This is a genomic window from Nostoc sp. CCY 9925, assembly GCF_963920935.1.
Lineage (GTDB): Bacteria > Cyanobacteriota > Cyanobacteriia > Cyanobacteriales > Nostocaceae > Nostoc.
Map to the genome: position 1 here is coordinate 22829 of NZ_CAWUDO010000028.1, position 26598 is coordinate 49426.

A 26598-nucleotide genomic window follows, 5' to 3' on the forward strand; every position below is an offset into this window, starting at 1 on the left:
GTTACTCCGCTAGTTCTGAATCTAATAAATGAGTAAATGATTTGATTTGTTTTAATCCTTCCTCACGCCAATTATCATTATTCTCCTCTTCTTCTAAGTTAAATAATTTTTCTCTACACAGAATTTGTAACAACAGTGGCCAGCAGTAACTTTCTGTCAAAATCCACTCTACATCTTCATCACTGAAGGGAATGGGCGAACTAGCTATTAATTCCCGCGCTTCTGTCTGAGTCAATGCTCCCAGATTTGCGGTATAGGCGAAAATATTGAAAAAGGGTGAACCGTGTCCTGTGTCGTGTGCTATTTCTATTGGTGATTCGGGGGTAGCTAAGATAAACGCCAGATTTCCGCCTGTGTGGTTAGTCGCCAAAGACCGCAAACTTTCCCAAAAGCCATCATCTAATTCTGGACAGCGTTGCAAGCCAACGCCAATTTCATCCAATAAGATGACTGTGGGAGAATGCAAATTATCGCTGACTACATCCATGAAATGATCTAAATCGCAAGGTGTTGGCAGTTGCAGTTTCAGTGATTCTAGGATGTATTTTAGTAAACCTTCTCGGCTTTGCATTCGTGCGTCTTGTAAGTCTACAAAAATCCAATGGTAATTCTCTGGATGCGGTAACCAGTCAGATTTTTGCTTAGGACGCAACTGTTGTGCTGGGGTGGTGGTGATATTTTTGAGGTAGTGCAGCAGGGATGTTTTACCGCTGCGCTTTTTGCCGATAATGGCGGCGTTTTGTAGGGGATGGCGTTTGAGTAAGTTGAAGAGGCGTTTTAATTCTTTTTCGCGCCCAAAAAAGTGACGAGGTTGCGTGATGGGTGCACCTGTGATGAAGGGTGATGCTTCGCCATTAGTTGGCTGAGGTTGAAGTGGAGAAATTTGAACTTTATTTTCTGATATTTGGATTTGTAAAGCTAATTGCAATGCTGCTTCAATTTGATTAAGTTCAGCTTCCAGACTTACTAATTTAGCTTCTTCTTGTTTGAACTGCTGTTCTAGTTTAAACTGATTTGTTGTCCCATCCTCAATTACCAGCCCTTGCCTTATCCGTTTGACTTTTTCATGCTGGATATTCCACGCCTGTTGAAGTCCGTCTCGTTTTTCCTCTAATCTAAATTGTTGTTCTGTACTTAAGGTTCGAGGTGATTGAGGTTCTGGTTCTTTGTATGCAATTTCTCGCCAGTCTAGCCCCAATTCCTGGCTAAGTTCTACGAAATTCAGATAGTCAACAGGTTTGCCAGTGAGAAAGCTTTTGACTATGGATACAGAAAGCTCGATGTGAGTAGCTAAGGACTGCTGGCTGGGATAGCCATTGCGCCCAAGTGCTGACTTGACTTGATTAATATACTCTGGGGCTACTCGAAGCGATCGCGCCATCATTTCTCATGGAGAATCTGCTGTGAGTATATCAGGTTTTTATACTAGCTAAATAGCCTTGCTGTTCAGTGATAACCTTTTGCACTCTAGAAATTTAGGAGGAAAAATAAATGATGAATTAGAAGTTATTTATTCTAACTCTTGGTGAATGAACCTCTGAGTTTTGTGTTTTTTTTACGAACCGCAAAGGACGCATTCGCGTAGCGTATCGTTAGAGAAGGACGCGAAGAAGGAAAATAAATTAATAAGGAGTTAGGAATAAATAACTCCTAACTCTTGTACAGAGGCGGTTAATTGCGTCTCTACTTTTTACAACGCACAACTCAATTCGCCGGCTTTTTGGCTAAAGCGGTGATTCTCCCGATAGTCTACAGGACAATCTATGACTGCGGGTACATCTTGGGCGAGGGCTTCTTTTAAAGTGGGAATTAAATCTAAAGCAGATTCAACTCGGTAACCTTTTAAACCCATGCTTTCGGCTAATTTGACAAAATCCGGATTACCAAAATGCACAAAAGATGAGTTTCCTTTACCAAATTGATTTTCTTGTTTCCACTCAATTAAGCCATAGCCGCCGTCATTAAAAATAATGGTGACAAATGGTGTACCGACACGCAAGGCGGTTTCTAATTCCTGAGAATTCATCATAAAACCACCATCACCTGTTACAGCAACAATTTTGCGTTTGGGATGAACGAGTTTTGCTGCTAAGGCACCAGGAATCGCAATACCCATAGCGGCAAAGCCATTGGAAATAATACAAGTATTGGGACTATGACAATGATAATGACGTGCCATCCACATTTTGTGTGCACCAACATCAGAGATGACGATATCATCTGGCCCCATTACTTGCCGTAAGTCATAAATTAACTTTTGCGGTTTAATGGGAAATCCATCATCATGGGCGTACTGTTCGTAATCAGCGCGAATATCTGTTCGTAAACTAATGGCAAAGGGATCGGGTTTACCTTGGCGGTCTGCTAATTTTAAGATTTCATAGAGGGAATCAGAAATGTCTCCCACGACTTCGGCATCAGGAATATAACTACTATCAATTTCTGCTGGATTTAAGCCTATATGCACAACTGGGATTTTGCCGTCACGATTCCATTTTTTGGGAGAAAATTCTATCAAATCATAGCCGATCGCAATTACTAAATCTGTATTATCAAATCCACATGTAATAAAGTCTCTTTGCTGCAATCCCACTGACCACAAGGCTAATTGATGTGTGTAGGGAATTACACCTTTACCCATGAAGGTATTAGCAACAGGTATATTCAGCAATGTGGCAAATTGTGTGACTGCATCACTCGCATGAGCGCGAATTGCTCCATTCCCTACTAATATTAATGGGTTAACTGCTTGGCAAATTGCGGCTGCTGCTGCCCGAATACTAGCAAAAGATGCATAGGTTTTTTCGCTATTATCTTTACGCAAAGGTTTGCCTTCTACGGGCATGGCAGCAATATTTTCTGGCAAATCGATGTGAACTGCACCAGGTTTTTCAGATTGCGATCGCTTAAATGCTTTTCTTACTACTTCTGGTGTAATACTCGGTCGAACAATTTGCTTATTCCATTTAGTAACAGGTGCAAACATCGCCACCAAATCTAAATATTGATGGGATTCAATGTGCATTCTATCTGTTCCCACTTGACCGGTAATCGCCACTAAGGGCGCACCATCGAGGTTAGCATCTGCTACCCCAGTCATCAAGTTTGTGGCCCCAGGGCCAAGAGTAGAAAGACATACTCCGGCTTTTCCGGTTAGCCGTCCATAAACATCCGCCATGAATGCTGCACCTTGTTCATGACGAGTTGTAATAAATTTAATGGAAGAATGTTTTAGCGCTTCCAAAACATGCAGGTTTTCTTCACCAGGGAGTCCAAAAATATATTGCACTCCTTCGTTTTCTAGGCACTGCACCAATAATTCTGCTGTATTCATTTTATTTCCTGACTATTGATAAATAAGACTTTAGTCATTTGTTCTTTGTCATTTGTTCTTTAACTAATGACTAATGACTAATCACTTCACCCACACGGTTTTAACGTTGACAAACTCATGTATACCTTGGACACTCAATTCTCTGCCATATCCAGAACGCTTAATACCACCAAAGGGCAATCGGGGATCGGATTTGACCATACCGTTGATAAATACGGCACCAGCTTCGATTTCTTCAACTAAGCGATCGCGTTCTCGATCGTTGGTTGTCCAAGCACTTGCACCTAAGCCAAAAGGGCTATCATTAGCGAGTTTAATGGCAGCATCGATATCTGGAACCCGGAATAATAAAGCTACTGGGCCAAAGAATTCTTCTTTTGCAATTGGTGTGTCGGGCGGGATATCTATGATAATGGTTGGCGGATAAAAGTTCCCTGGACGATCTGATAACGGATGACCACCGATGAGGACTTTCCCACCGCTTTGGGTAGCAGTTTGCACTTGTTGGTCTAAATCCTGGAGAATACCAGGAGTTGCCAGTGGTCCTATATCGGTGTCTGGTTGCATGGGATCGCCCACTTTCAGCGCCTGGAATTTATCTAACAACAATTTTTCAAATTTGTCAGCGATCGCCTCTGCGACAATAAAACGTTTTGCTGCAATACATGATTGCCCGTTATTCAACATCCGCGCTGTAGTTGCTGTGACAACTGCTGCTTCTAAATCAGCACTTGCTAACACAATAAACGGGTCGCTTCCTCCCAATTCCAAAACAGTTTTTTTAATTTGTTTGCCGGCAGCGACGGCGAGGGATATGCCTGCTGGTTCGCTTCCTGTTAAGGTGGCAGCTTTGATTCGGTCATCTGCCATTAAGTCGGCGACTTTGGCAGCCCCAATCAATAAAGTTTGAAATGCACCTTCAGGAAAACCTGCCCGACGAATAATTTCTTCAATTGCCAAGGCGCACTGCGGCACATTGGAAGCATGTTTGAGTAAGCCAACGTTTCCCGCCATCAAGGCCGGTGCGGCAAAGCGGAAAACTTGCCAAAAGGGGAAATTCCACGGCATCACTGCCAGAATTGCACCTAATGGTTGGTAGCGAACAAAACTATGACTGGCATCGGTTTTTACAGAAACATCAGCCAAGAAACCAGGGGCGTGTTCGGCGTAGTAGCGACAGACGACGGCGCATTTTTCGACTTCGCCGATGGCAGCTTTCAAAGGCTTACCCATTTCTAGAGTCATCAACTTAGCAAATTCTGCTTTGTCTTGCTCTAAAATATCGGCAGCTTTTTGTAACCAGTGCGATCTCTGGGAAAAACTCGTCTGGCGATAGTGTTCAAAAGCCTGATTCGCCAAATCGAGTTTAGCGTTAATTTCTGCATCCTTGAGTGGCTCAAAAGTTTGAATAGTTTCCCCAGTGGCGGGATTAATCGTGGCGATCGCCATTACCTGACCTCCCGTTAACAAATAGCTTGACTGTTGGCTTCCTAGTGTTACACAGATCTATTCTGGAAGCCACCACCCAAATTCTAGTCTTTTAGTTAAGAAATGGTTGCTACATATTACAGTTTCGCAATTAAACTTGAAGTAATATATACAATTTAATCGTGTATTTATACTTAAAAATTAATTGAAGAAGAAACTGGAATAGAAATACGACGAATGAACATTGGCGATCGCATTTGCTATTTTGGCGATCGTTCTATTTCAGAGATAGATACGTAGGGTGCTGCCTTCGACAGCGTAACGCACCAAAGCTTAATGGTCCGTTACTTAAGCAAAAGTAGCTGCCCAGATCCCCGACTTCTTGAAGAAGTCGGGGATCTAAATCTTGGTTAAGTAAGTACCATTCCACCCTACAAATACTTAGATTTTTCACCAAATCAAATATGATTCCTATATTTCATCGATAGTCTAGTGTGAAATTTTCCAGATTTAGTGAAAAGTCGGATGTGACCAAATAAGGCAAATATTTTGGGATTGAAGAAGAATACAGAATTCAGAATTCAGAATCAATCAGTGGGGGATTCAGACCCGCCACTGATAGCGTAGCGTTAGCGAGTACTCGAGCGTCGCGTCTTGAAGACCACCAAATTGTAGATTTGGTGGGGGTTTTAAACCCGATTATTCATCCGCCAGTCGCACAAAATACCCAACTGAATTCTGACGACTGACGCCTTTATTCTGTTTGATAAAATATGCCAATATAATAATAAGTCATAATTTAGAATTCGAGGAATTCAGCCATGACTCAAGCCTTACCCAAAGTAGTTACATTCGATGAATTCGTTGCTAAATACCCAGATAACACAGGAAAACGTTACGAACTATATGATGGAGTAGTAGTTGAAATGCCCCAACCAACAGGGGACCATGAAGAAATTGTTGTATTTTTATCTACAAAAATCACTTTAGAATATAGTCGCCTTAATTTGCCCTATGGTATACCAAAAACAGTATTAGTTAAACCAATTGAGAACGAATCAGCTTATTCGCCAGATGTGCTAGTCCTAAATCTGCCTAATTTAGTTAACGAACCTCTGTGGAAAAAACAATCAACTGTTACTCAAGCCGCATGTATTTCTTTAGTAATTGAGGTAGTGAGTACTAATTGGCGTGATGATTATTTAAAAAAATACGCTGACTATGAGGAGATGGGAATTCCTGAATATTGGATTGTCGATTATGCAGCATTGGGGGGTAGAGAATTTATTGGCAAGCCCAAACAACCGACTATTTCTGTTTGCTGTTTAGAAGAAGGTGAGTATCGCGTTAGTAAATTTCGAGGAGATGATCGGATTCAGTCAGCAATTTTTCCAGAGTTGAATTTGACGGCAGAGCAAATTTTTCTCGCTGGCACGGTCAGCTAAATTGAGCATAAAGCTATTCAACTTCATCTCAAAATTAAGTAGGATCAGCTAAATAATAGCTTTGGTACTATTGCTGTAGTAATTATTAATAGAATCCAGAAAGCGGCTGCACTCCCAAAAATCCAACTTATCCCATTTTTTGGAAGATTCTTCTCTGGGCGGGCGTCACGCCCACCCCACAATAAATAGTTAGATATTTTTTATTTGGATGTCCCTAACGTAATTAATAATTAGTGATTTTTCCCTATTCCCTATTCCCGATAATTCCCAAGCTAAAGATGAATGATTGGATTAATACTTGTTGATACTGGCTGCAATTTTGTTTGATAAACTTTCACTAATCTATCAATACCTTTGAAGCGATAATCTCCCATTTCTTGGAAATCTGAATGTTGTGAAAGCATTGCATAAGTGGCTTCACTAATTACGCATTCACTCGGAGGACAAACTCCTTCCATACGGGCTGCAAGATTTATTGTCGCGCCTAATGCTGTATAGTCTACCCTTTGGGAACTGCCAACATCTCCCACGACGGCTTTACCACTATTAATTGCAATGCGTAATTGTAGGGGTTCTTGCCAAAAATTATTAGCATTGAGATGTTCGAGACGAGTTAGCATTCCCTTAGCGGCAGCCACAGCGCGATCGGCGTGATCTAGTTGCGTTTCTGGAGCGCCAAAAAATGCCATAATACAATCGCCAATATATTTATCTAAAGTGCCGCCGCAAGTAAATACTTCTTTGAGCATTTCTTCAAATAAATTATTTAATAATTTAGCGATCGCAGTTGGTGTTAATCTTTCAGAAATTGCTGTAAAGCCAACTAAATCGGCAAATAAAATACTAATTTCGCTCTCTGATGGGGCTAAACGACCATCTGGCGACGCGCCTACAGATATCAACTGCTGCACCACCGCTGGAGAATGATACCGTTCTAGTCGGTGGCGAATCATTTCTTCAGTTTTAAGTTTCTCTACCAGCAACCAACGCTGGACGCTAGAAGCCACAAGGTTTGCTAAAGCTGAAAAAAAGCTTAGTTCTTCTTCGCCTTCATTTGCCCAATGGTAAGAAGAAAGATTGGCATCGGCATAAAGAACGCCCACAACTTTATTTTCATCCCATAAAGGCACTGCCATCGCACTACGAATGCCTTTGACTAAAATACTCTGTTCGCTAGCAAACCGTTCGTCTTGATGAGTATCACCGGTTTGAATAACGACTTTTTCTTCAAATACCTTTTGACAGATACTACGACTAATCCAGCTACCATCGGCAGGGAGATGTTTGTGTTGGGAAACATTTCTCGTGGCAGCATTTACTAACTCTAATTGCCCGCAACCATTAACATCAATTAATAATGCCAAGCGATCGATACTATCAAGATAACGAAATACAACTTGTTGCACCTGGGAAAAAATCTCTTCTATAGATGCCGCCGCGCAGAGATTTTTGGCGATATCAACTAAGTCTTTGAGACGGGCAATAGTTTTATCTTTATTGCTAATGTTGCCATCCCCACTATCAGCTGCAATCCATTGCTGTTGTAATTGTTCGACGTTATGAAGGATTGTTCTTTGCTCATTAGTTTCCGAAGTTGGCGCATACTCCGGTGTAAATGTCGATTGTGAAACAGGATTTGTGAGCAGCACTACCAGGCTAACATTACCCAGCCAAACGATATCCCCATGATGTAACTGTTGGGGACAGTTTACAAGATATTTATTTACTTGCGTGCCGTTTTTGCTGCCCAGATCTTCAATAGTCCACATACCTTCAGCCGTTTTTAAAATACGGGCATGGTTGCGGGATACTCCAGCAAAAGGTAAGTACAAGTTACATTCTGGCAGACGACCAATTGTAAATACATCTTGGTCAACTGCGATCGTTGTCTCGGTATCTCCCTCTTGTAGGCGTAGGGTGAGTTCAGTCATGAGTGTGATAGATCCATTGAAGCTACAGGTGCAAGCAACTTTTGCGTAAGTTATACCCTACAGGTTAACTCTTCACCTTTTCTTTATGACACTGTTAACTGCATTCCGACAACTGCGTGTATCTGATATTACAATAAATACGATGTGGCACGCCTAGTTAGAAATTAGTGTCAACTTCAGCTAAAACCTGTTCAAGTCTGGCTAGATCTAGTTTATAGCTATTGGTAAATTGGCGATCGCTACATCTCAGTAACAAAGTGGGAAAAGTAAGAAAAGTAGGATCTTTTGTAAAAGGAATTTACTACGCTGTTAATAAGCTGTATCTTCATATATGAGATAGACACAGTTTTTTGTTAGAGGATGTTTTAAAAGTGGTAGCTGAGGTATCCAAAATTTTAGATACCCGTACCTTCTCTTGCAAAACATAGTTAATGTTAAGTTTCAAAAGATAACTCCTAAGAATTTATTTTTAGATAACTTGAAAGTACAAATAATGTGGTTAAGTACAAGAGTAATTAGGTTTTTTAATGAAAACGAATATAGAGAGTATACAAACAATCTTGGATTGCCTGCTCATTATGAAATTCGGAGTATTGATTCTTGGTGCAATCCGCACCTTAGTTATTCGCACAACTTTCGTCTAGATTCATTAGAGCAAGTTTGGGACTTGCTCGATTGGCTGCCAATTCCGGTGTCTAGCCAGCAATATTATCTATTGTTTGCAGATGCTAACAAACAGAAGATTCCAGAAAATCATCCGAGATTAAAGCTACTGGGATACGATTTATTGGATATTGAGGACAAATCATCTTTGTGGAACTATCGACCTTGGAAAGGAGATTTAAAGCCCTTAATTCAAAAGGTCAATCAATATGGATTATTCACTTGGTCAGATGCTGCAACTGCTCAAGCTATCCTCCCCCAGGTTTGGCAAAACCACCCTCGTTCTGTTGTGAAGATTTGCGCTTTATTTGAAGTCTTGCCTTTAAAAGACTTCCAAAAATTGAAGAATAATCCAGAAGTCAAAATTCAGCAGCAAAGCCGGAGACGCCCCAGCAAGGCATCAAGGCGTCAGAATCAATTAGTGGCGGGTTTAAATGCCCCACTAAAAGATTGCTGAATTCTCAATTTGAGAATTCAGCAATCTTTTTCAATTAGGTGGGAATTCTAAAGCTATTTCACCGAGTAATCCCTTGCGAAAATCCGTTAAAAGTTGCCTTGCAGCTCGCTCAACATCACCTTTGTAACGATGCTCTGCCAAGGCGTGCAAATAGACATCTCCGGTTTCAGATATGGAATCGAGTTGGTAACGGGACTCTAGCGGTTTTTTTGGTAACAAATCTGTGGCTACAGCTTCTAAATAGTTCAGTAAATCTATTAAGGCGGCTGCTACTAGCTGATTATCGTAAGATGCTTCACCGATATCATCACAAATTGCTAATTTCAATGCTGCGTCTTGGTCTTCTAATCTCACGGGGATCACACCAGGAGCATCTAGCAATTCCAAATGTTCTGAAATTCGCACCCAGCGCAGTTGGCGAGTTACTCCAGGACGGGCTGCACTTTCTACTACTCGCCGTCCTAACAGACGGTTAATCAAAGCGGATTTACCGACATTGGGAAAACCAATCACTACAGCCCGCACTGGACGGGGTAACATGCCGCGATCGCTTCTTCTTTTATTCAGCTCTACTCCCGCGGCTTGCGCTGCCCGTGCCACTTCTGCTATACCTTTACCATGTTGAGCGTTGGTAAAATAAGGGGTTTCTCCTTGACGTTTAAACCAATCTACCCATAGCGATCGCATTTGCGGCGTAATCATATCTACTCGGTTGAGTATCAACACCCGTGTCTTACCCTCCACCCACTCAGCTATTTGGGGATGGTGAGTCGCTAAAGGAATCCGGGCATCTCGGACTTCAAACACCACATCTACGCGTTTTAGCTGTTCTTTGAGATTCTTTTCAGCTTTGGCAATGTGACCTGGATACCATTGAATCAGGTTTAATTTATAGTTTTGAGTTATAGCCATTTGTTATTTGTCCTTTGTCCTTTGTCAGTTGTCCTTTGTCCTTTGTCAGTTGTCCTTTGTCAGTTGCCCTTTGTGATAAATGACTAATGACTAATGACCAATGACTAATGACTAATGACTGTAGCCGCTTCATGTAAAATCAAACGATTCCCATCAGGGTCATAAGCATAAATTTCTCTGCCGTGGGAAGCGATGGAAATCTTTCCTGGTGGGGGATGGCCCAAAGCAGTTAAGTGGGCGATCGCATCTTCCAAGTTACTCACCTCTAAACATAAACTTATCTTACTTTTGCCATAGACACAAAGCGCCGAGTCCAAAGACATGGCTTCAAATTCCGATTCATTGGTGTCCTTTGGTTTAAAAATGCCCAATCGCATACTAGGCAAATGAAACTCAGCATAGACATTCGGAATCAAAGTAACTGGCTTTTGTTTGAGGAATTTTGTATAGAAACTCACTAAATTTTCACAATTAATCGATGCTATGGTAACAAATGCATCAATACACAGAAAAACCATATTTATCTAATACGTAAGTGGATATAATTTAGATGTCAAATCCCAATGAGTGAAATCACTTTTCTAAATAGCTTTTAGCTTCTCCCATTAATATAGCTGGCTTCTACCTATCACTCTTTGAACTTTTTGTGTACATAGCATAGGCCGTTAAGATGTCCACTTGAGAAGAACTTTATTGTAATACTATGTGGAAATGATGGTACAGTACACGTATTACACGCATTAATTGTTTATGATGCATCAAAGCTAGTCTACTCAATGAATTGTTTTAGTTCTAAAGTTTGGACATGCTAAATCTTAAAACCAGTATTTTCCTCATCGCAGTTGTCTGCATCATCGGCACAGGCTTAGTCATGTATCTACTAGGCGGCATTAACCCAGGACAAATTCAAGCTTGGCTGAAGTCTGCTGGCATCTGGGCACCAATTATCTATATTCTTGTGTATGTTGTAGCAACTGTAATGATTTTGCCCTCAACAGCACTTAATTTGACTGGTGGTGCAATTTTTGGCCCAGTATTAGGAACTATTTGGACTAGTTTAGCAGCGATTATTGCTGCGATCGTTTCTTTTACTTTTACCCGGACTATTGGACGTGAAGCAGTAGCCAAAAGACTAGCCGGAAAATGGCAAGCAATGGACGCAGAAGTGCGCCGAGCAGGATTATTTTATATGTTTGCTATTCGGTTAGTAGCAGTTATGCCCTATGGTTTAGTCAACTTCACTGCGGGGTTAACTTCGGTGAGCTTTAAAGATTACGTTCTAGGTACAAGCTTGGGCACAGTTCCTGGAGTTCTACCTTTTGTCTTGTTAGGCAGTTACGGTTTAAAGGCTTTTAGTACAGGAGATTTTTTACCAGTGATATTAGCTCTATCACTAACAGGAGTACTAGTGGCAGCAGCAACATGGTATCGTCGTCGTCGCACGTTTCCCTCAAAGGGTCTAGAGGTTCTGAAATCATCAAACAATGACACAGATCATCAAGATAACTAAACCATATTCTTCTCATCAGAGAATAATTAAATTTATGAAAAAAAGCTAGGTGCAAAACCTCGCCCGCAAGTGGCGCGAAAAAATCATTATTTACCAAGGTACGTAGAAACCCCAACGCCAGTTCTCTCAAGTCGGTAAACCCGCCCACGAGACTAGCTCCCCCTTGTGGGAAGCTGTATTTAATTTTGAATTTTGAATTTTGAATTGATTCATATCTGTTTCTTTGAGTATCAAGCGAATTATGAGGTTTTGTACATGCTTTTAAACAATGATAATGTAGAGCTTTCTGTAGTAGTTCCTATGTACAATGAGGAACCAAATATAGACTATCTGTTTGAACGATTAGTATCAGTCTTAGCTCGTTTGAACATGAAATATGAGATTGTTTGTGTGAATGACGGTAGTAAAGATAATACCCTCAGATGTTTGGTTGAGTATCATTACCGTAACCCTGCAATCAAGGTCGTTAACTTATCCCGTAATTTTGGCAAAGAAATTGCTCTTACAGCTGGCATTGATTATACAACAGGTGCAGCAGTAGTCCCAATTGATGCGGATCTCCAAGATCCACCGGAATTAATTGAGCAGCTAATTACTAAATGGCGTGAAGGTTATGACGTAGTTTATGCAACTCGTCGCTCACGTCAAGGAGAAACCTGGACTAAGCGTTTCACTGCTAGTGCTTTCTATCAAACTATAGCTAAGTTGAGCCACACTCCAATTCCCCCAAACACTGGGGATTTTCGTTTGTTAGACCGACGTGTAGTCAATGCTCTCAAACAAATGCCAGAACGGAATCGTTTTATGAAGGGTTTGTTTGCTTGGGTTGGTTTTCAGCAGACCTCAATATTATACGATCGCTCTCAACGTTATCAAGGAGCTACGAAGTGGAATTATTGGAAACTTTGGAACTTTGCTATTGATGGAATTGCTGCATTTAGTTTAATACCTTTAAAGGTTTGGAGCTACCTTGGTCTTACCATATCCTTAATTTCATTTTCATACGCCAGTTTTTTAGTAATTCGGACTTTGCTATTCGGGATTGATATTCCTGGTTATGCTTCTTTAATGGTGGCAGTACTTTTTTTAGGAGGAGTACAGCTAATGAGTTTGGGAATGATAGGTGAATATCTGGGACGCGTTTATGACGAAGTAAAAGGACGCCCACTTTATTTGGTTCGAGATTTTTACGGCTTCGTGCCTGAATCTATCAATGAAAAATCTCTTTCTTGTCGTCCATAACTAAATGAAGAGGATGTTCGATAAGTATCATTTTTGATAGATAAAAATCCTCTTTTAAATTGGAGAGCAATAAATGAATATTCAAGTTGTAAAATCCAATTGGGTTCGGGAAATTTCTACTTTATTCCTGCTGGGAATCGTTATTATATTCACTTCATTTCCTTTATCACTTTATGGAATGAACTGGTCAGATACCAGTCAAATATTTCATTTTGGCAATAGAATTTTACATGGCGATTTTCCCTATAGAGATTTTGATTACCAAACTGGATTTATCGGTATATTTATAGATGGCTTTTTTCAGAAAATATTAGGAGAAACTTACGCAAGTAGTTTAGTTGCTAGGTTGTTGGTGAAGATTACTACCGTATTTTTCTTTTATTTATCTTGTAGGCAATTTACTTCAAGGCTCATATCCTTCTCTGTCTCTAGTGGATGGGTATTCTTGCATCCCGTACTTTATCGTGGGGGAAATGATAATTATGTAACTTTGTTTTTATCAATTACTATTTTTTTGCTTATTTTGGGCTTGAACAAGTTAGATGAAAAAGCTTCATTTTTATATTTAACTACAGCCGGATTTTTTCTAGCTTTAGTGATGGCAGCACGCCAAAGCAACGGCACTATCTGTATAGTAGTTACGTTAGCAGTTCTTTTAGTCTATACTTTGAGAGATTTAAAAAGATATTTCCTGTCTGTTTTCACTCCATTTTTAATAGGAATTTTTTCAGGGTTAGGATTAATAGTAGGAATTTTATTATGGAATAATAGCTTCTGGGCAGCATTTTATCATCTTTTTATTGCTGCTTCCGAAAAAAAAGATATCAGCACTTTTTCTAGTTTAATCGATGCTTTATCAGGTGGAGCAATTTACCGTAATTCTTCTGTCCGAGACATTCTCGCATACCTAGTTCTTCCATTAGCCTTGTGTGCGATAGCTTTTCTGATTATCAGAGAAGCAGAAAAATTAGTATTTAATCAAAACTTTAATTCCGATGAATTGACAACAACACTAGATAATACAAAATGGAACTACAGAAGAGAACGAGGAATCAGATTTTTCAACAGGTATCGCGTAAGTCCTGCAATAATAGTTATTATTTTGCTAATTGTTGGTGCATTTTTGGGAAAAAAAATCTTAGGTGGGAATAATATACTTGTTTATGACATACCTAGAACATTCTTTAGTTTAGCTTTAATTGCTAGTTGTGTTTTTCCTGAGAAGAGTAAACAATTTTTCGGATTGCCATATCCAATTTTTCCATTACTAATAGCTCTCACACTAGGGACAACTTGGGCTATGCAGATGTCTTGGCCTGGTAGACCGTATACAGATGACGATGTTTTAGTTTTCTTAGCAACGCTGACTATAATTATGTCAACTAAAATTTCCACTAGATGGAAAAAAGGCTTAGCATTGGCATTTTTGTTTGTTACAGTCAGCCTATTTTCAGGACATGTGATTCGTCACTCCACTGGCGTAGAAGCAAAATATTACATCCCAGGTTTCTATCAGAATACTCGTTATCCTCTAGAACACCCAATGACAAAATTTGTGCAAGTAACCAAAGAAAAAGCACAAGCTTTTTCGATGCTCCAAGAAAATATTAAGCCTGGGGACTCTTGTTTTATATATGGCTCTGCATCAGTTTTATATACTTTACTAGATTGTCAAAATCCAACACGTATTGATATAACAAACTCAGATGCTCTGACTTTAAAGGTTGCACGCGAGGCGGTTTCTGTTTTAAAAGCGAACCCACCAAAGTGGATTGTTGATACAGGTAAAGGTGGTTTTTATATTCCACATATTTATGATGGTTCGCCAAATTTTTATGGTGCTTTCAATCAATTAAGTCCAAAGGAATTACATACAGGTTTACAAAGTTTGATTGGTGATTATCAATTAGTAACTACTGTCGAGGATCGATTCCCCAAAGGAAAAAAATTAGAAACCAGAGACCAAGATAAAGTTTTTAGGTTTCGTTTATATAAGCGCTCAATGAACAAGGCACGTTAACTATCAACAGTCAACATTTATAGCTTTTATTCTTTCCAAGCCAGTGTAAATATTAAACCGTTCTCCGCGCAAGAATCCAATTAAGGTAATTCCGAATTCCTTGGCGACAGACACCGCCAAACTACTGGGAGCAGAAACAGAACAGACGATGGGAACTCCAGCAATTGCAGATTTTTGTAAAATCTCAAAACTAGAGCGCCCGCTGACAAGGATAATATGATTTTTTAAAGGTAACTCGTCACTGAGGAATGCGGAACCAATCAATTTATCTAAAGCATTGTGACGTCCAACATCTTCGCGCAGATTTAACAATTGTCCTTGAGCATCGAAGGTGGCCGCAGCGTGTAGACCCCCTGTAGCGGTGAAGATACCTTGAGCAGCTCGGAGCTGGTCTGGTAGGCTGTGGATGATTTCAGGTGTTACTGTTAGACCAGCAAAAATCGCTGGACATCCCCGCAGATGCAAAGCCTCAAGGCTGGCTTTACCACATACCCCACAGGCGCTACTAGTGTAGAAATGACGTTCCAAAGGCTGTAAGTCTGGAATTAACCCATGCCGTAGTTCTACATTTACAATGTTATATCGCTGCTCACCATCTACTGATTTATCTACACAGTAACTAATACGTTGGATATCTTCCCTACGGTTAACGACTCCTTCAGCATAGAGAAAACCAGCAGCTAGTTCAAAATCTGCGCCTGGTGTTCGCATGGTAACAGCTACAGTTTTTTGGAAGGGAGCGAGGCGAATTTCTAAAGGTTCTTCGGTGGTGATATGGTCTAAACGCGATCGCATTTTACCATTTTCCACAATCCAAACTCGCCCTTTGGTTTTGCTACCAGCTTGTTTATTCATCACCTATCAAATTTTAGCCACCGTCAATTGTTATAAATTTTCGGGATCTATATTTAATTCTCGCAGTTTTGCTGCCAAGCGATCGGCACGTTGTTTTTCTTGTTCAGCACGTTGTTTTTCTTGTTCAGCACGTTGTTTTTCTTGTTCGGCACGTTGTTTTTCTTGTTCGGCATATTGTTTTTCTTGTTCAGCAACTTCTTCAGGGGTGGGAATGAGTACTCCTTCTGCTGTAAAGTAACGCAATTTCTGTTCATAAACACCCAAGTACAAACTTAGCTGTTGACTCCACAATAATCCTTGAGGATTCTGTTCTATGGGCTGATAAGTACCACCAACTAAGATAAATCCAGCAAATTCTAAATTTTTCGGGCCAAACCAAAAGTATTCGGGAGTGCGGAAGATGTCTTGATAAATTTGTTTTTTTAGCCCTTTATCAACCGCTGCGGTGGAATCAGAAAGTAGTTCTATAATCAAGTTGGGATATTTACCATCTTCTTGCCAAACTACCCAACTATCACGGGGCTTGCGTTCGGTATCTGACACTACAAAGAAATCTGGCCCCCGGAAATCTGAAGATTTTCGCTGGCGCGGACTATAATAAATTGTTATATTACCTGCACAAAAGAAATTATTTAGGTCACGCCACCACCAATCAAGACATTTGATTAGTAGCAACATTTGTTGCAAATGTAGGTATGTTTCCAATGGCGGCTCGTTACTTTCTAAATCTGCTGAAGGAAATATTATATCTTTTGGGAGTTCAAAATCTTTAGCGACAGACATGGCTGCAAGTTTTGGGGTGATATAAGTTTAGCGTAGCAGTAGAAATTAGAGATGCTGTTAATACTGGGAAATTTAAATTTTTTCTAACCAGGCGATCGCATTATAATCAGGAACACCTTCGAGCGATCGCTTACTTTTATCTAATAACACATTCCCTTCCGGCCAATGTACTTGCAAGTTACCTGATTGAATAGGTGCAATGTAAACTTGCCCTGGCAATTCGCCTAACTCATTTTTCAGAACTACTCGATCCTCATCCTTTAAACCCAACTTTGCCGCATCAGCAGCATTCATTAACACCGCCTCTCGCACTGCCCCGGTAATTGCATCTCTGCGTTCCTGTACCATGCTATTAAATTGTTTACCCCGGCGGGTTGCTACGAAAAAACAGCCCTCTGGTAATTCTCGCTGGCGTGGCAATAATACCCCAAAGTGCGCTTTACCATTAGGTGTAGGGAAATTCCAGCCAAAGCACAAATGTGAACCGCCATATTGAAACTGGTCACCAGCTTGCTGCAAGTGTTGAATACCAGCATACTGTGGAACGACTTGAGCAATTTCTTGACGTATTGCAGATGTCTCAGCAAAAACTAACTTGTCGGCTAAATCTGGCTTGACGCGTCTTGCCAATTCCAAAAACACTTCCCACTCTGGACGCGCTTCGCCAATACGCGGCCCTGGAATTTCTGGACTGAAAATTACCCGGCGTTCGGTGTTAGTTTCTGTAACTCCCCCTGGTATTTCATAACGAGTTGTGGCAGGTAAAAGCACTACAGTATCAGCCGGTTCCACTAACATCTGGCTGGAGAGAACAATATCCATATGCACCCGCAGGGGTATTTGCTTGAGGGCACTTTCCACGTAATCTGGTTCTGGGAGTACTTCTAGAAAATTTCCCCCCACCGAAAACAACACATCTAATTGTCCCTGATGTGCAGCGTTAATCATTTCTGGAGCAATTAAACCTTTAGTTGCTGGCACTTCAAAGCCCCAATGCTGACTTAATTGGGCAGCATTTTCTGGGGTGATGGGTTTACCGCCAGGAAATACCGTCGCATAACACCCCATCTCTGCACCACCCTGGACCCCAGAGTGACCGCGAATTGGCATCAAACCGCAACCTTCCCGACCGACGAAACCTTTGGTGAGGGCTAAGTTGATAATACTTCGCACATTATCTTCACCGCACTCATGCTGAGTAATGCCCATACTCCAAACAAATACCGCTTTTTTTGCTTCCGCGACCATTTTGGCAAAGGCGTACATTTCCTCACGAGATGCGCCAGAAAGCCTTTCTAATTCTTCCCAAGATTGGCTTTCTATGGATGCCTTAAGTTCTGCAAAACCAACTGTGTATAAATTAATAAATGACTCGTCTACCCAATTGTTGGCAATTATATGTTTAATTGTGCCATTTAAAAATGCTATGTCCCCGCCCATATTAATTAAAAAGAAATCTTCGGCAAACTTGGTACCGAAAAGGGCGCTTTCCACAATTGAGGGCACCCAGTAACGCTCCATTCCTGGCTCGCGGTAGGTGTTAATTACTACAATTTTAGTGCCAGCTTTTTTCGCATAATGCAGATATTTAACGGTAACAGGCTGATTATTGGCAACATTTGAGCCAATGAATACTAGCAAATCAGTACCAATCCAGTCTTTATAAGAACAAGTAGTAGCACCTGCACCGAGAGCGGCTTTTAACCCTGCTGTGCTGGGAGAATGACAAATACGGGCAGCATTATCTATATTATTGCTTCCCATTGCCCGCACAGCTTTTTGCGTAGCGTAGTAAGTTTCGTTAACAGTGCCGCGACTGGTAACATAAAAGCTGAGGCGGTCTGGTGTAGTGGCGCGGATGCGATTAGCAATTACCTCTAAAGCTTCATCCCAGTCCACACGACGAAAGCCTTTTTCGCCACGTTGACGAATCATCGGGTAGGGAAGTCTTCCCAAGTCGCGCAATTGGGCACTTTTTTGTTTTTGCAACTGCGAGACATTCTCTAATAGCACGGGGTCAAAAGCTGGCATGGTATTCATCCGCAACAACCGCAAACGGACATTGCACAGATGAATGCCATCTAAAGTCCAATCTTTCATCCCGGTTGTGCCGAGAGCGCAACCATCGCAAACGCCTTTATTGAGGATATTCCAACCATAGGGCAGTTGGTCACGAGAAAGCCAAATTGCCCGAAATACTTCCCAGTAGTTATTCGGGTACTGTTCGCCGATACCGAAAGGCTTCCAACTTGCCCAGTGCTGGGGCGTCCAAAATTTCTTTGGTTTTGGCAACATCACACCCTCCCTGTGAGGTGATATGGTCATTCTTCTACACTATCGTTTAGTAACATGATTTAAAAATCCGGGCACTCGGCGCTGACTATTTGCGGATGGCAGTAGTAGGTTAAGACTGTTTCTACGGTATCCCCAATCCACAGAGCGACTTTATCCGGGGATATCCCAGAGCTAATTGCCCAGTTAGCGAACGTGTGCCGCGTGGCGTACGTGTTGCAGGTCGATTTATCGGTTAAAACTACTGAAATACTTGCTATGTATACATTTTAGCAGTTTTAAACTTCGTTTTTTCTGAGTTTGTGAGAAATCCGGGCTAATCTACCTGGCAACTGTTATAAATAAAAACTCCTAACACTATGTGTTAGGAGTTGCTCTATTTACCTAGCAATTTGGGATCGCAACTAAGTCAGATTAATTAAGCGAAATTTGGCAATCTATTAATTAACTAGATCTTAGATTCAGTAACAACCCCTAATTTCTCTTGAATTCGGACTTTAGCAGCCTTGAATTCAGTAGCGAGCTGCTCACTTTGCTCTGTACTCAAGTTGTTGCGAATTCCAGCAAACATCGTGCTTTCTTCTTGACGAACGTGGTCGCCAACAATGTCCATTAGCTGTTTGACTTGATCTTTGAATTCAGGTGCAGAGGGGCTAATAGATCTAATTTGGTCTAACCGCCGCTTCATGTCAGCTTGTTCGTCGTACAGTTCTTGGGTGTTGTCTTGACCGTAGAAAGAACGTACTCTTGGGTAGACAACTTCTTCTTCAGCTTCAGCGTGGGCAGTGAGATCCTTGTAAATTTGACCGAAGTATTCTTGGATCTTTTGTGGATCGTTGCTTTGTAATAGTTCGGTAAACAGAGTATTTACCTTGTTGTGATCGAGGCGAATGACATCCTGGATATTCAAATCCTTTTTGTCACTACCTTGGGTGACAGCACTACCTACTACACCACTTACCGCAGCCAAAGCATCTTGAACACGCGCCCAAATTCCTTGATCTGCATCTTGTCCAGTTAGTTCGCGGACACCGAGAATTTCTAGAATCCCTTTGAGTTGCTCTTGGTGAGCGCGGTTTTCAAAGTTAATGGTATTCAAAGGTCCAATCGCCACCATTACATCAGCACCAACTTTCTGAGCAGCTTTGTGGACTATCAAGCCACTCGTTACTAGTTGATGTTTCAGCAATTCATGTTGAGATACTTTTTCATATAGGCTTAGCTCAGAACCTTTAAACAATTCTCTTGCTTTTTCAATGAATTCTCTCAAGTTTTTTTTAGGTTCAGCCTGAATGCCATACTGAGTAATTACAGTTTCCAAAACACCAAGGTTTTTTTCATCATCTTTGATGAAATTGCGGATGCGATCGGCAATTTCAGCATCAAGTCCTTCTCTCAAAAGGAGTTGTTCATTTTCGATGACCAATTCTTGCAGTGCTTTGATACTTGCCAATTTTACAGCAATAGCATTGCGTTTCGTATCATCTAAAGTAGCTACCATCCTGAGTTCTCCTCTAACAAAGTGTTCGGAATTATTGCTAATCTCAGGTTGACATAGAGGTGAGGGTGATTCCATCTTTCTTTTGAGCGATTGCCTTCACAACTGTGGGTAGAAAAATATCAAGTTTATTGCTGCAAAATAGAAATATGAATTAGGGCGATCGCTTTGATTTGTAATTCCAATCAGGGCAACCTATTCACTATTCATTCAAGTTGAGCAAACACCCATTCTGGAGCGAGAAAAGTATGTCTCTGGGATGATTAAACTACTCTACATTTGAACTGGATAATTAGGGCGGGCTTTTCGGCCCACCCCACAAGGGTTTAATCAAATTTACATATCCAAGCTAGTTAGATATGCAAACTAGATGTGGAACAGCCGATCGATATTGCAGTTTTCGGGTATCTGAACCACTTCTACATGCTAAGGACACAGCAATGCTGTGCCCTTAGCATGTAGTCTATTTACCTGAAAATAGCTGTAAAAGTGAAAGGATAAGTTGGCTTGTCTGATTACTGGATTACTGCTGCATCGAAGGTATACGAAATATTCTACTGAATATAGGAATTCTTACCTTGGGCTGAGGTGCAGTTATATTAGCCTGAGAAACAGAAGAGTTATTAACTGTCTCAGAGAGGATAGTCGGTTTGCTATCATTAGAATTGAGCAAATCACGCAATTGGATAGCAGAAGGTGAATTTGAAGATGCGGCACTAATATTATCAGTATTTTGACTATCGGATTTTGCCGCAGTTTGAGCATGACATGGAGTAATAGTGCAAGTCGAAGTTGTTGCTAATACCAGCATTAGCAAATTCCAAATATATTTGTGCATGGTGATTTTTCAAATTGGTTAATAATATTCCAACTTTTCAGAGCTTGTATTGTTCTCTGTCTCAAAAGAAAATCGCGGTTTTACCCAGATAACTGATTGCGCTCTCAAATAAAGCCTGTTACACATTCCTAGCTGTGACTAGAAATTTGTGCAACTTACAATATTAATAATTTAGTTATATTTGCTTTGATTTTAAACAGAAATATTACTGATTTTAAAAAAAATAGTCTTCATGATAACACTATCATTTTGGACATTAGATAAATTTAAATATAAAATTCACACATCTTGTTTTTAATAATTTGTACTTTTGATGGAGTAGCTTCGGTAAATGAATACGTGTATGCGTTCAGGGACGGATATAAATCTGAGTTTGTTAAGTAAATACTGATAAAATGATTTGCTGATAAGCTTAACAGCCGATATGCTAAAACTGTATTCGATACCGAGAACCAACAATCAAAGGATAATTTTTTGATTGATGTCGATTTGTGAAGGTTTACCATCCTCTCCAGAAACTTTTGTAGCATCTGTTCAATCTTAGACATTAAACTAGATTTCTCTGGTTAGTGATGGTAATATCCGCACTCCTATCTTCTTAAAATTTATGAAATTTAGAACCTTCAAAAATCCCTTCGTAATCATACTAGTTAGCTTCAGTCTGTTGCAGACAGCTGATGCTCAAACTTCTGTAACTGAAACCTCCAAGTTATCTCAAGAAGTTTCTGTGCTTCGCAAACAGGGTGCAAATGGGTTAGAGATATTTCTCAAATCCCACGCGAATGAGTTAAACACCTATTCTTCAGGCACAGTTTTACCTCCTGCTGCACTGCGGGCGGCTTTAGACGAACTCTGCCAACAGCGGGACTGTTACGCCTCTCGTCTGTATTGGTACACTGACATAGAACAAGCCAAAGCTGCTGCTCAAACCAGTGGTAAACCGATTCTGTCTCTGCGCTTGCTGGGCCGACTCGATCGCGATTTGAGTTGTGCTAATAGTAGGTTCTTCAGGGTAGCACTGTATCCTAATAGTGAAATTTCTCAGCTGCTTCAAGACCGCTTTATTTTGCACTGGGAATCAGTGCGCCCTGTACCACAAGTTACAATTGATTTCGGTGATGGTCGCAAGTTGGAGCGGACGATTACAGGCAATAGCATTCACTATATATTAGATGCGTCCGGTCGTCCAATCGATGCGATTCCAGGGTTATATGGCCCTAAGGCATTTGTGCGCCAGCTACAACAGGCTGAAGTAGTAGCAAAAAATTATAGCAAATTGACACCAAGCGATCGCGAGGCTTTTTTAAGAAGATACCACAGCGAGCGCTACAATTCCATCCAAGCCCAATGGCTTGCTGATTTATCCCGTCTGGGTATCGAGTCTCTCCCAAAGTTGGTGGAATCTCCCAGCAATTCCACTCAACCACCAACAGCCCAAACCGCAAGTTCCCTGGCAGTTTCTAAAATGATGGTTGAAAGACCAATGCTCACTGCGCTCCAATCTAACGCCCAACAAAATCAAAAGGCTTTAGCTGAAATTACCGACCAAGAAGCTTGGAACAAAATTGCTCAACTCTACGCCAACGATGCCAAGTTAGATAGAAATAGCATTTCTTTAATTAAAGCTAAAAAGTCTCAGCCTGCCAATGCTGCAAAAAATAATTTGCCGATAATAGTGAAAAATTTTGAAGCCGCAATGGCTTTAGATACAGTTAGAAACGAATATATATTGCACAGCCAAATTCATCAATGGTTTATGGAGGGTAACCAAACAAAGAATGTGAAAATGCTCAATCAGCAAGTATACGACCAACTCTTTTTAACTCCTAGTTCTGACCCTTGGTTGGGGCTTTTTCCCAGCGATAGCTACAGTGCAATTGATAATGATGGTATTCGTTAAGCTAATTTTGGATTTTCAGTACTAGAGTTTAGACTAGTCAGGAGTGCGCAACTGCTGAACAAATCAGTTATAAAACTTTGTTAATAAGTAGAAGGACTGAATTAAACTAAAGTTCGTAGTATGGGCTTTAGCCCTTAAAACTCCTGTTAACAGCGATAAATCGCTGACTACGAACAAAGCTCCAATCTTACATTTATAGCAGAAGGCAGAAGGCAAAAGGCAGGAGGCAGGAGGTAAAAGTATTACTATTCCCAATACTAGGAAAAACCGTAAAATCATCCCGCATTTATATAACGCCTCATTAATCATTAAGTATAATCACAGCCATCTAGGCGATCGCACTCATATCTGCCTTTAATTTCTTGATTGAAAAAGCTGCCGATTGAGTCTGAGGCATGTAAATCTTCCCAAGTATCTTCGTCTACGCCTAAGTACTGATAGATAGCGCCATTTTGAAACTCAACTTGCAAAATCTGTTCGTCGCGATCGTAGCCTACAGCCGCCGCCATTGATGAGCTAACTGGTAACATAGCAATTGGTTCTTCCTCAAAGGCTAGTGCAGTAGTTTCGGCAATCACCTCGTTCAGTTCTTGCAATCCTTCATAAGCTTGTATTGGCGCTGGAATTTCCAAAAACTCTAGCTCGTTACCCCGATCGAGTAACAACTGCAAATATCCTTCAGAGTGAGCGATCGCTACCAAACTGCTCAAGTCTACCTTAGATAGCCTCATTAATTTTACTCTCCTGTTGGCGTAGTCGGGAGTGTTAAAGTTTTATACAACATTGAAGTACTTTAATAGTATTAATGTACTATTAAAGTACTTCAATGTCAAGTTTTTCACACTTTATTTCCTTTAGGTGAGCGTACCCCTGCGGGGAAGCAAGCTACGCGTAGCGTCTCGTAGAGAAGCCGAAGCCTTGAATTTTGAATTTTGAATTGGTATCACTTGTCCTCTTTTGGTTAGGGATCTCTGCTATCAACCATTAGAGAAAATACTCTATTTAATGGATTTGGAGACAACAGTAAGGGCAGAACTGACTTTTATATATATAAAATTTATAGTTTATTGCTATTTAAATCATATTTACTTATTAAAAAATTGGTCTGATGCAAAAGATGGTTAATCTTAGATTATCTAAATGTTAAAACCTGATATTGCTGTCAGCAATTTTAATATTTCATAAACAAGGCTGAAAAATTTATTACATCTCACTCGCGAAAATAAGGAGATCCTATTGGTTAGAAAAATAGACGCGCCAAGTTTTCAGAGCAAACCGCTGGGGACGTACTTGATTGAAGCTGAACTAATTACTCCAGATCAATTAAACACAGCACTCAAGACACAAAAGTTGAGTGGTGAGCAGTTAGGAAAAATTCTGGCAAAGCATGGTTTTGTCAAGCAGGAAACCATTGAATACTTGATGTCAAACCTTGTATTGCCAGAGCGAAACAAAATCTTGAAAAATCAGTCGTATTCAAACAATCGCAAGAGCAATTATGTATCTGTAGTTGAGCCAAAGAGTTCTATCAAACCAGAAGATACGATGGTAGCGTTGCAATCAGCGCATCAATTAAAAGTATATCTTTCTGCCAACAAAACCTTCAAATTTTTGCTTGGTGTGGTATTGTTATTTGCTCTTTTCAGTCTTGTTGCTAATTACAACATCTACTATCTACCTGACTTTTTTGGGAGGGATATCTTTAGAATTCTATTCGACCTCAACAGTGAGAATAATATTCCTACACTTTACTCTGGAGTAGCTTTACTATTTTGTTCTATTCTGACCGAGATCATCTTCCAAGCTCAGAAGTTAGCTAAGAATAAAGATTCATGGCCTTGGAGAGGGTTGTCAATAGTCTTTGCTGGTTTTTCTTTAGATGAATTAATCGGTCTTCATGAAAGACTAACTAGACCATTGGCAAACATATTCAATCCCAGTGGTTTTCTTTACTACGCTTGGGTGATTGGAGGCGCTATCTTCGTACTTGGATTTTTGCTAGTGTTTGGGCGATTTATCACTACTCTTCCTAGAAAGACACGACGCTTATTTTTGATTGCTGGTGCAATCTACGTAACTGGTGCAATTGGTAGTGAATTGGTAGGCGGATACTATCATTATTACTACACTCAAAGTAATATGGTTTATTCCTCGATCGCGACCATAGAAGAGGTGCTAGAGATGCTGGGGGTAATTATTTTTATCTATGGGTTGTTGTCGTATATAAATTGCAATATGAAAGGTATAGATATAGGAATCCATCTGAATAATTCTAAGAAGCAAGACCAGAGGACTTAGCTTAAATAAAAAATACATGTTAACAGCCTCTACATGAGTTCTGTGTATCAGCTGTGGTGATTTGAAAACATCATCTAACCCGGACAAAGCCACCAAGGCTACAATGCTGTTTATTTGCCGCAGATGAGTTATGTGACGGGAGATTTGGATATTCACGATGGGGTGGTATTGGAATTATACGATGTGGTGGCGTTACCAGGGGTGCGTCGTCCAATGGCGATCGGGTTTCGCAGCGACGAAATTTGTCGGGTAGTAACGGTGGGATGAGTTAATAAAACCCCAGGACTGGGAATTCATTCCTGGGGCTGTTATACCTGACCACCTTTACCTTTTTAATGTAAAAATCTTGTAACTACTGAAGTTTGAAAAGACATATATATCTGTATTTTGTCCAAATATAATTGCATTTAACGAGAAAGTTTATGTTATTATTATCGGCTATTCAAGCGGCTAGAATAAATTTATATCTTGATATAACCCCAAAACAAAAGTTATTAGACTCTTGTAGCTAAAAGATATAATTAAAGTAATTATGTCTATTATTCTCAGCTTAAAAGCTTGCTTTTTAGGAAATAATCATTAAAAATAAAAATATCATGATTCAAACATGATTGTAGCCGAAAAAAGTGACAGAAGCCCTTACTAAAGTCCGCAATAGCGGGCTTTTTTTTTATTTGTATCTAATTAAGATCGGTCAATAAGTATTAATTTATTTTTAAAATTTAAACCAAAAAATTTTAATTTATCATTATTTTGTGTTCTCTACAGCAAGCCTATCTATATATTTGCTTGCCTGTGAATAAGTCATGTTATAAATCATGGCTAGGATTTTTATACCTAGATTTTTAGTACCACTGTTAAAAATCAGCATCTTCGGTAAATATTTCCAAATTAAAAGACTCTGAAAGCTATAAATAAAAACATAACTATAAGAATTACGTCTAAATATCTCACATGAGATAACTTTGTGAAAATGGTATTTGATTTTCTTAAAGAAATTTGAAGGCGATCGCCAAAAAGTTTTTGCTAAGTGAGAGGTTTTTTGTAAAGTCGTTTTTAATACTTAGAATAAGTTTTACACATAGACACTAAGATCTAAAGCAAAGACAACTTCTCCTCACACAGACACAGCAGAAATGGGGAAAGAAAAATAGTTCCCCTGTTTGAGTTTCCACAAGCTATATGCAAGCTT

Annotated in this window: 20 protein-coding genes; 8 read left to right on the forward strand and 12 right to left on the reverse strand. The window is 40.2% G+C overall.

Going from position 1 to position 26598, the window contains the following annotated elements; genetic code table 11:
* Window position 1 precedes the first annotated feature (1 nt).
* The 3 genes from ACM0OY_RS16380 to ACM0OY_RS16390 form a co-directional block, all read right to left on the reverse strand.
* A complete protein-coding gene (locus ACM0OY_RS16380; protein WP_414569904.1) occupies window positions 2–1384 on the reverse strand; it encodes an ATP-binding protein in 1383 nt (460 codons plus the stop codon).
* Between the two features lie 306 nt (window positions 1385–1690).
* On the reverse strand, window positions 1691–3334 hold the full coding sequence (locus ACM0OY_RS16385; RefSeq protein ID WP_414569905.1) for an acetolactate synthase large subunit: 1644 nt from the start codon (window positions 3332–3334) through the stop codon (window positions 1691–1693).
* An 81-nt stretch (window positions 3335–3415) separates the two neighbouring features.
* Window positions 3416–4783 carry an NAD-dependent succinate-semialdehyde dehydrogenase gene (locus tag ACM0OY_RS16390; protein WP_414569949.1) on the reverse strand — a complete coding sequence of 456 codons (1368 nt, stop codon included), beginning with the start codon at window positions 4781–4783 and terminating at the stop codon, window positions 3416–3418.
* Between the two features lie 800 nt (window positions 4784–5583).
* Between ACM0OY_RS16390 and ACM0OY_RS16395 the strand changes: the two genes are divergently transcribed.
* Entirely contained in the window at window positions 5584–6207 is a 624-nt protein-coding gene (locus ACM0OY_RS16395; protein ID WP_414569906.1) for a Uma2 family endonuclease, read from the forward strand.
* Between the two features lie 272 nt (window positions 6208–6479).
* Here the strand turns inward: ACM0OY_RS16395 and ACM0OY_RS16400 are convergent, their stop codons facing one another.
* Window positions 6480–8138 (reverse strand): adenylate/guanylate cyclase domain-containing protein, encoded by a 1659-nt coding sequence (locus tag ACM0OY_RS16400; RefSeq protein WP_414569907.1) that lies wholly within the window; start codon window positions 8136–8138, stop codon window positions 6480–6482.
* A gap of 493 nt (window positions 8139–8631) precedes the next feature.
* Here ACM0OY_RS16400 and ACM0OY_RS16405 point away from each other — a divergent pair, with 493 nt between their 5' ends.
* Window positions 8632–9258 carry a hypothetical protein gene (locus tag ACM0OY_RS16405; RefSeq protein ID WP_414569908.1) on the forward strand — a complete coding sequence of 209 codons (627 nt, stop codon included), beginning with the start codon at window positions 8632–8634 and terminating at the stop codon, window positions 9256–9258.
* 30 nt (window positions 9259–9288) lie between these two features.
* Here the strand turns inward: ACM0OY_RS16405 and ylqF are convergent, their stop codons facing one another.
* Window positions 9289–10170, reverse strand: a complete 882-nt coding sequence (ylqF, locus tag ACM0OY_RS16410) for a ribosome biogenesis GTPase YlqF (protein WP_414569909.1) — start codon at window positions 10168–10170, stop codon at window positions 9289–9291.
* A gap of 104 nt (window positions 10171–10274) precedes the next feature.
* Window positions 10275–10688, reverse strand: coding sequence for a VOC family protein (locus ACM0OY_RS16415; protein ID WP_414569910.1), 414 nt, complete (start codon window positions 10686–10688; stop codon window positions 10275–10277).
* 287 nt (window positions 10689–10975) lie between these two features.
* Here ACM0OY_RS16415 and ACM0OY_RS16420 point away from each other — a divergent pair, with 287 nt between their 5' ends.
* The 3 genes from ACM0OY_RS16420 to ACM0OY_RS16430 all read left to right on the forward strand — a co-directional run bounded on the left by ACM0OY_RS16420 (window position 10976) and on the right by ACM0OY_RS16430 (window position 14942).
* Window positions 10976–11680: a TVP38/TMEM64 family protein gene (locus tag ACM0OY_RS16420; RefSeq protein ID WP_414569911.1), complete on the forward strand. Its 705-nt coding sequence runs from the start codon at window positions 10976–10978 to the stop codon at window positions 11678–11680.
* Window positions 11681–11935: 255 nt separating this feature from the next.
* On the forward strand, window positions 11936–12922 hold the full coding sequence (locus ACM0OY_RS16425; protein ID WP_414569912.1) for a glycosyltransferase family 2 protein: 987 nt from the start codon (window positions 11936–11938) through the stop codon (window positions 12920–12922).
* Between the two features lie 73 nt (window positions 12923–12995).
* On the forward strand, window positions 12996–14942 hold the full coding sequence (locus tag ACM0OY_RS16430) for a hypothetical protein (RefSeq protein WP_414569913.1): 1947 nt from the start codon (window positions 12996–12998) through the stop codon (window positions 14940–14942).
* A 3-nt stretch (window positions 14943–14945) separates the two neighbouring features.
* On the opposite strand, the gene fdhD is transcribed toward ACM0OY_RS16430, so the two are convergent.
* The 5 genes from fdhD to ACM0OY_RS16455 form a co-directional block, all read right to left on the reverse strand.
* Window positions 14946–15797 carry a formate dehydrogenase accessory sulfurtransferase FdhD gene (gene fdhD, locus ACM0OY_RS16435; protein ID WP_414569914.1) on the reverse strand — a complete coding sequence of 284 codons (852 nt, stop codon included), beginning with the start codon at window positions 15795–15797 and terminating at the stop codon, window positions 14946–14948.
* Between the two features lie 30 nt (window positions 15798–15827).
* Entirely contained in the window at window positions 15828–16580 is a 753-nt protein-coding gene (locus ACM0OY_RS16440) for a Uma2 family endonuclease (protein WP_414569915.1), read from the reverse strand.
* A gap of 72 nt (window positions 16581–16652) precedes the next feature.
* Entirely contained in the window at window positions 16653–18875 is a 2223-nt protein-coding gene (locus ACM0OY_RS16445) for an FdhF/YdeP family oxidoreductase (RefSeq protein WP_414569916.1), read from the reverse strand.
* Between the two features lie 445 nt (window positions 18876–19320).
* Window positions 19321–20373 (reverse strand): hemerythrin domain-containing protein, encoded by a 1053-nt coding sequence (locus ACM0OY_RS16450; RefSeq protein ID WP_414569917.1) that lies wholly within the window; start codon window positions 20371–20373, stop codon window positions 19321–19323.
* Window positions 20374–20893: 520 nt separating this feature from the next.
* Complete coding sequence (locus ACM0OY_RS16455) at window positions 20894–21208, reverse strand: hypothetical protein (RefSeq protein WP_414569918.1); 315 nt, start codon at window positions 21206–21208, stop codon at window positions 20894–20896.
* Between the two features lie 607 nt (window positions 21209–21815).
* On the opposite strand from ACM0OY_RS16455, the gene ACM0OY_RS16460 reads away from it, so the two are divergent.
* Entirely contained in the window at window positions 21816–23108 is a 1293-nt protein-coding gene (locus ACM0OY_RS16460; RefSeq protein WP_414569919.1) for a hypothetical protein, read from the forward strand.
* A 308-nt stretch (window positions 23109–23416) separates the two neighbouring features.
* On the opposite strand, the gene ACM0OY_RS16465 is transcribed toward ACM0OY_RS16460, so the two are convergent.
* Window positions 23417–23839 (reverse strand): KTSC domain-containing protein, encoded by a 423-nt coding sequence (locus ACM0OY_RS16465; RefSeq protein ID WP_414569920.1) that lies wholly within the window; start codon window positions 23837–23839, stop codon window positions 23417–23419.
* Between the two features lie 505 nt (window positions 23840–24344).
* Between ACM0OY_RS16465 and ACM0OY_RS16470 the strand changes: the two genes are divergently transcribed.
* Together ACM0OY_RS16470 and ACM0OY_RS16475 are read left to right on the forward strand one after the other, a co-directional pair.
* On the forward strand, window positions 24345–25406 hold the full coding sequence (locus ACM0OY_RS16470) for a hypothetical protein (protein ID WP_414569921.1): 1062 nt from the start codon (window positions 24345–24347) through the stop codon (window positions 25404–25406).
* A gap of 123 nt (window positions 25407–25529) precedes the next feature.
* Window positions 25530–25673 (forward strand): hypothetical protein, encoded by a 144-nt coding sequence (locus ACM0OY_RS16475; RefSeq protein ID WP_414569922.1) that lies wholly within the window; start codon window positions 25530–25532, stop codon window positions 25671–25673.
* Window positions 25674–26598 lie beyond the last annotated feature (925 nt).

Excerpts from the sequence above, each read along its gene's own strand:
- ACM0OY_RS16380 (WP_414569904.1), bottom strand. The coding sequence starts at position 1,384 with ATGATGGCGCGATCGCTTCGAGTAGCCCCAGAGTATATTAATCAAGTC.
- ACM0OY_RS16385 (WP_414569905.1), bottom strand. The coding sequence starts at position 3,334 with ATGAATACAGCAGAATTATTGGTGCAGTGCCTAGAAAACGAAGGAGTG.
- ACM0OY_RS16390 (WP_414569949.1), bottom strand. The coding sequence starts at position 4,783 with ATGGCGATCGCCACGATTAATCCCGCCACTGGGGAAACTATTCAAACT.
- ACM0OY_RS16395 (WP_414569906.1), top strand. The coding sequence starts at position 5,584 with ATGACTCAAGCCTTACCCAAAGTAGTTACATTCGATGAATTCGTTGCT.
- ACM0OY_RS16400 (WP_414569907.1), bottom strand. The coding sequence starts at position 8,138 with ATGACTGAACTCACCCTACGCCTACAAGAGGGAGATACCGAGACAACG.
- ACM0OY_RS16405 (WP_414569908.1), top strand. The coding sequence starts at position 8,632 with ATGTGGTTAAGTACAAGAGTAATTAGGTTTTTTAATGAAAACGAATAT.
- ylqF (WP_414569909.1), bottom strand. The coding sequence starts at position 10,170 with ATGGCTATAACTCAAAACTATAAATTAAACCTGATTCAATGGTATCCA.
- ACM0OY_RS16415 (WP_414569910.1), bottom strand. The coding sequence starts at position 10,688 with ATGGTTTTTCTGTGTATTGATGCATTTGTTACCATAGCATCGATTAAT.
- ACM0OY_RS16420 (WP_414569911.1), top strand. The coding sequence starts at position 10,976 with ATGCTAAATCTTAAAACCAGTATTTTCCTCATCGCAGTTGTCTGCATC.
- ACM0OY_RS16425 (WP_414569912.1), top strand. The coding sequence starts at position 11,936 with ATGCTTTTAAACAATGATAATGTAGAGCTTTCTGTAGTAGTTCCTATG.
- ACM0OY_RS16430 (WP_414569913.1), top strand. The coding sequence starts at position 12,996 with ATGAATATTCAAGTTGTAAAATCCAATTGGGTTCGGGAAATTTCTACT.
- fdhD (WP_414569914.1), bottom strand. The coding sequence starts at position 15,797 with ATGAATAAACAAGCTGGTAGCAAAACCAAAGGGCGAGTTTGGATTGTG.
- ACM0OY_RS16440 (WP_414569915.1), bottom strand. The coding sequence starts at position 16,580 with ATGTCTGTCGCTAAAGATTTTGAACTCCCAAAAGATATAATATTTCCT.
- ACM0OY_RS16445 (WP_414569916.1), bottom strand. The coding sequence starts at position 18,875 with ATGTTGCCAAAACCAAAGAAATTTTGGACGCCCCAGCACTGGGCAAGT.
- ACM0OY_RS16450 (WP_414569917.1), bottom strand. The coding sequence starts at position 20,373 with ATGGTAGCTACTTTAGATGATACGAAACGCAATGCTATTGCTGTAAAA.
- ACM0OY_RS16455 (WP_414569918.1), bottom strand. The coding sequence starts at position 21,208 with ATGCACAAATATATTTGGAATTTGCTAATGCTGGTATTAGCAACAACT.
- ACM0OY_RS16460 (WP_414569919.1), top strand. The coding sequence starts at position 21,816 with ATGAAATTTAGAACCTTCAAAAATCCCTTCGTAATCATACTAGTTAGC.
- ACM0OY_RS16465 (WP_414569920.1), bottom strand. The coding sequence starts at position 23,839 with ATGAGGCTATCTAAGGTAGACTTGAGCAGTTTGGTAGCGATCGCTCAC.
- ACM0OY_RS16475 (WP_414569922.1), top strand. The coding sequence starts at position 25,530 with ATGAGTTATGTGACGGGAGATTTGGATATTCACGATGGGGTGGTATTG.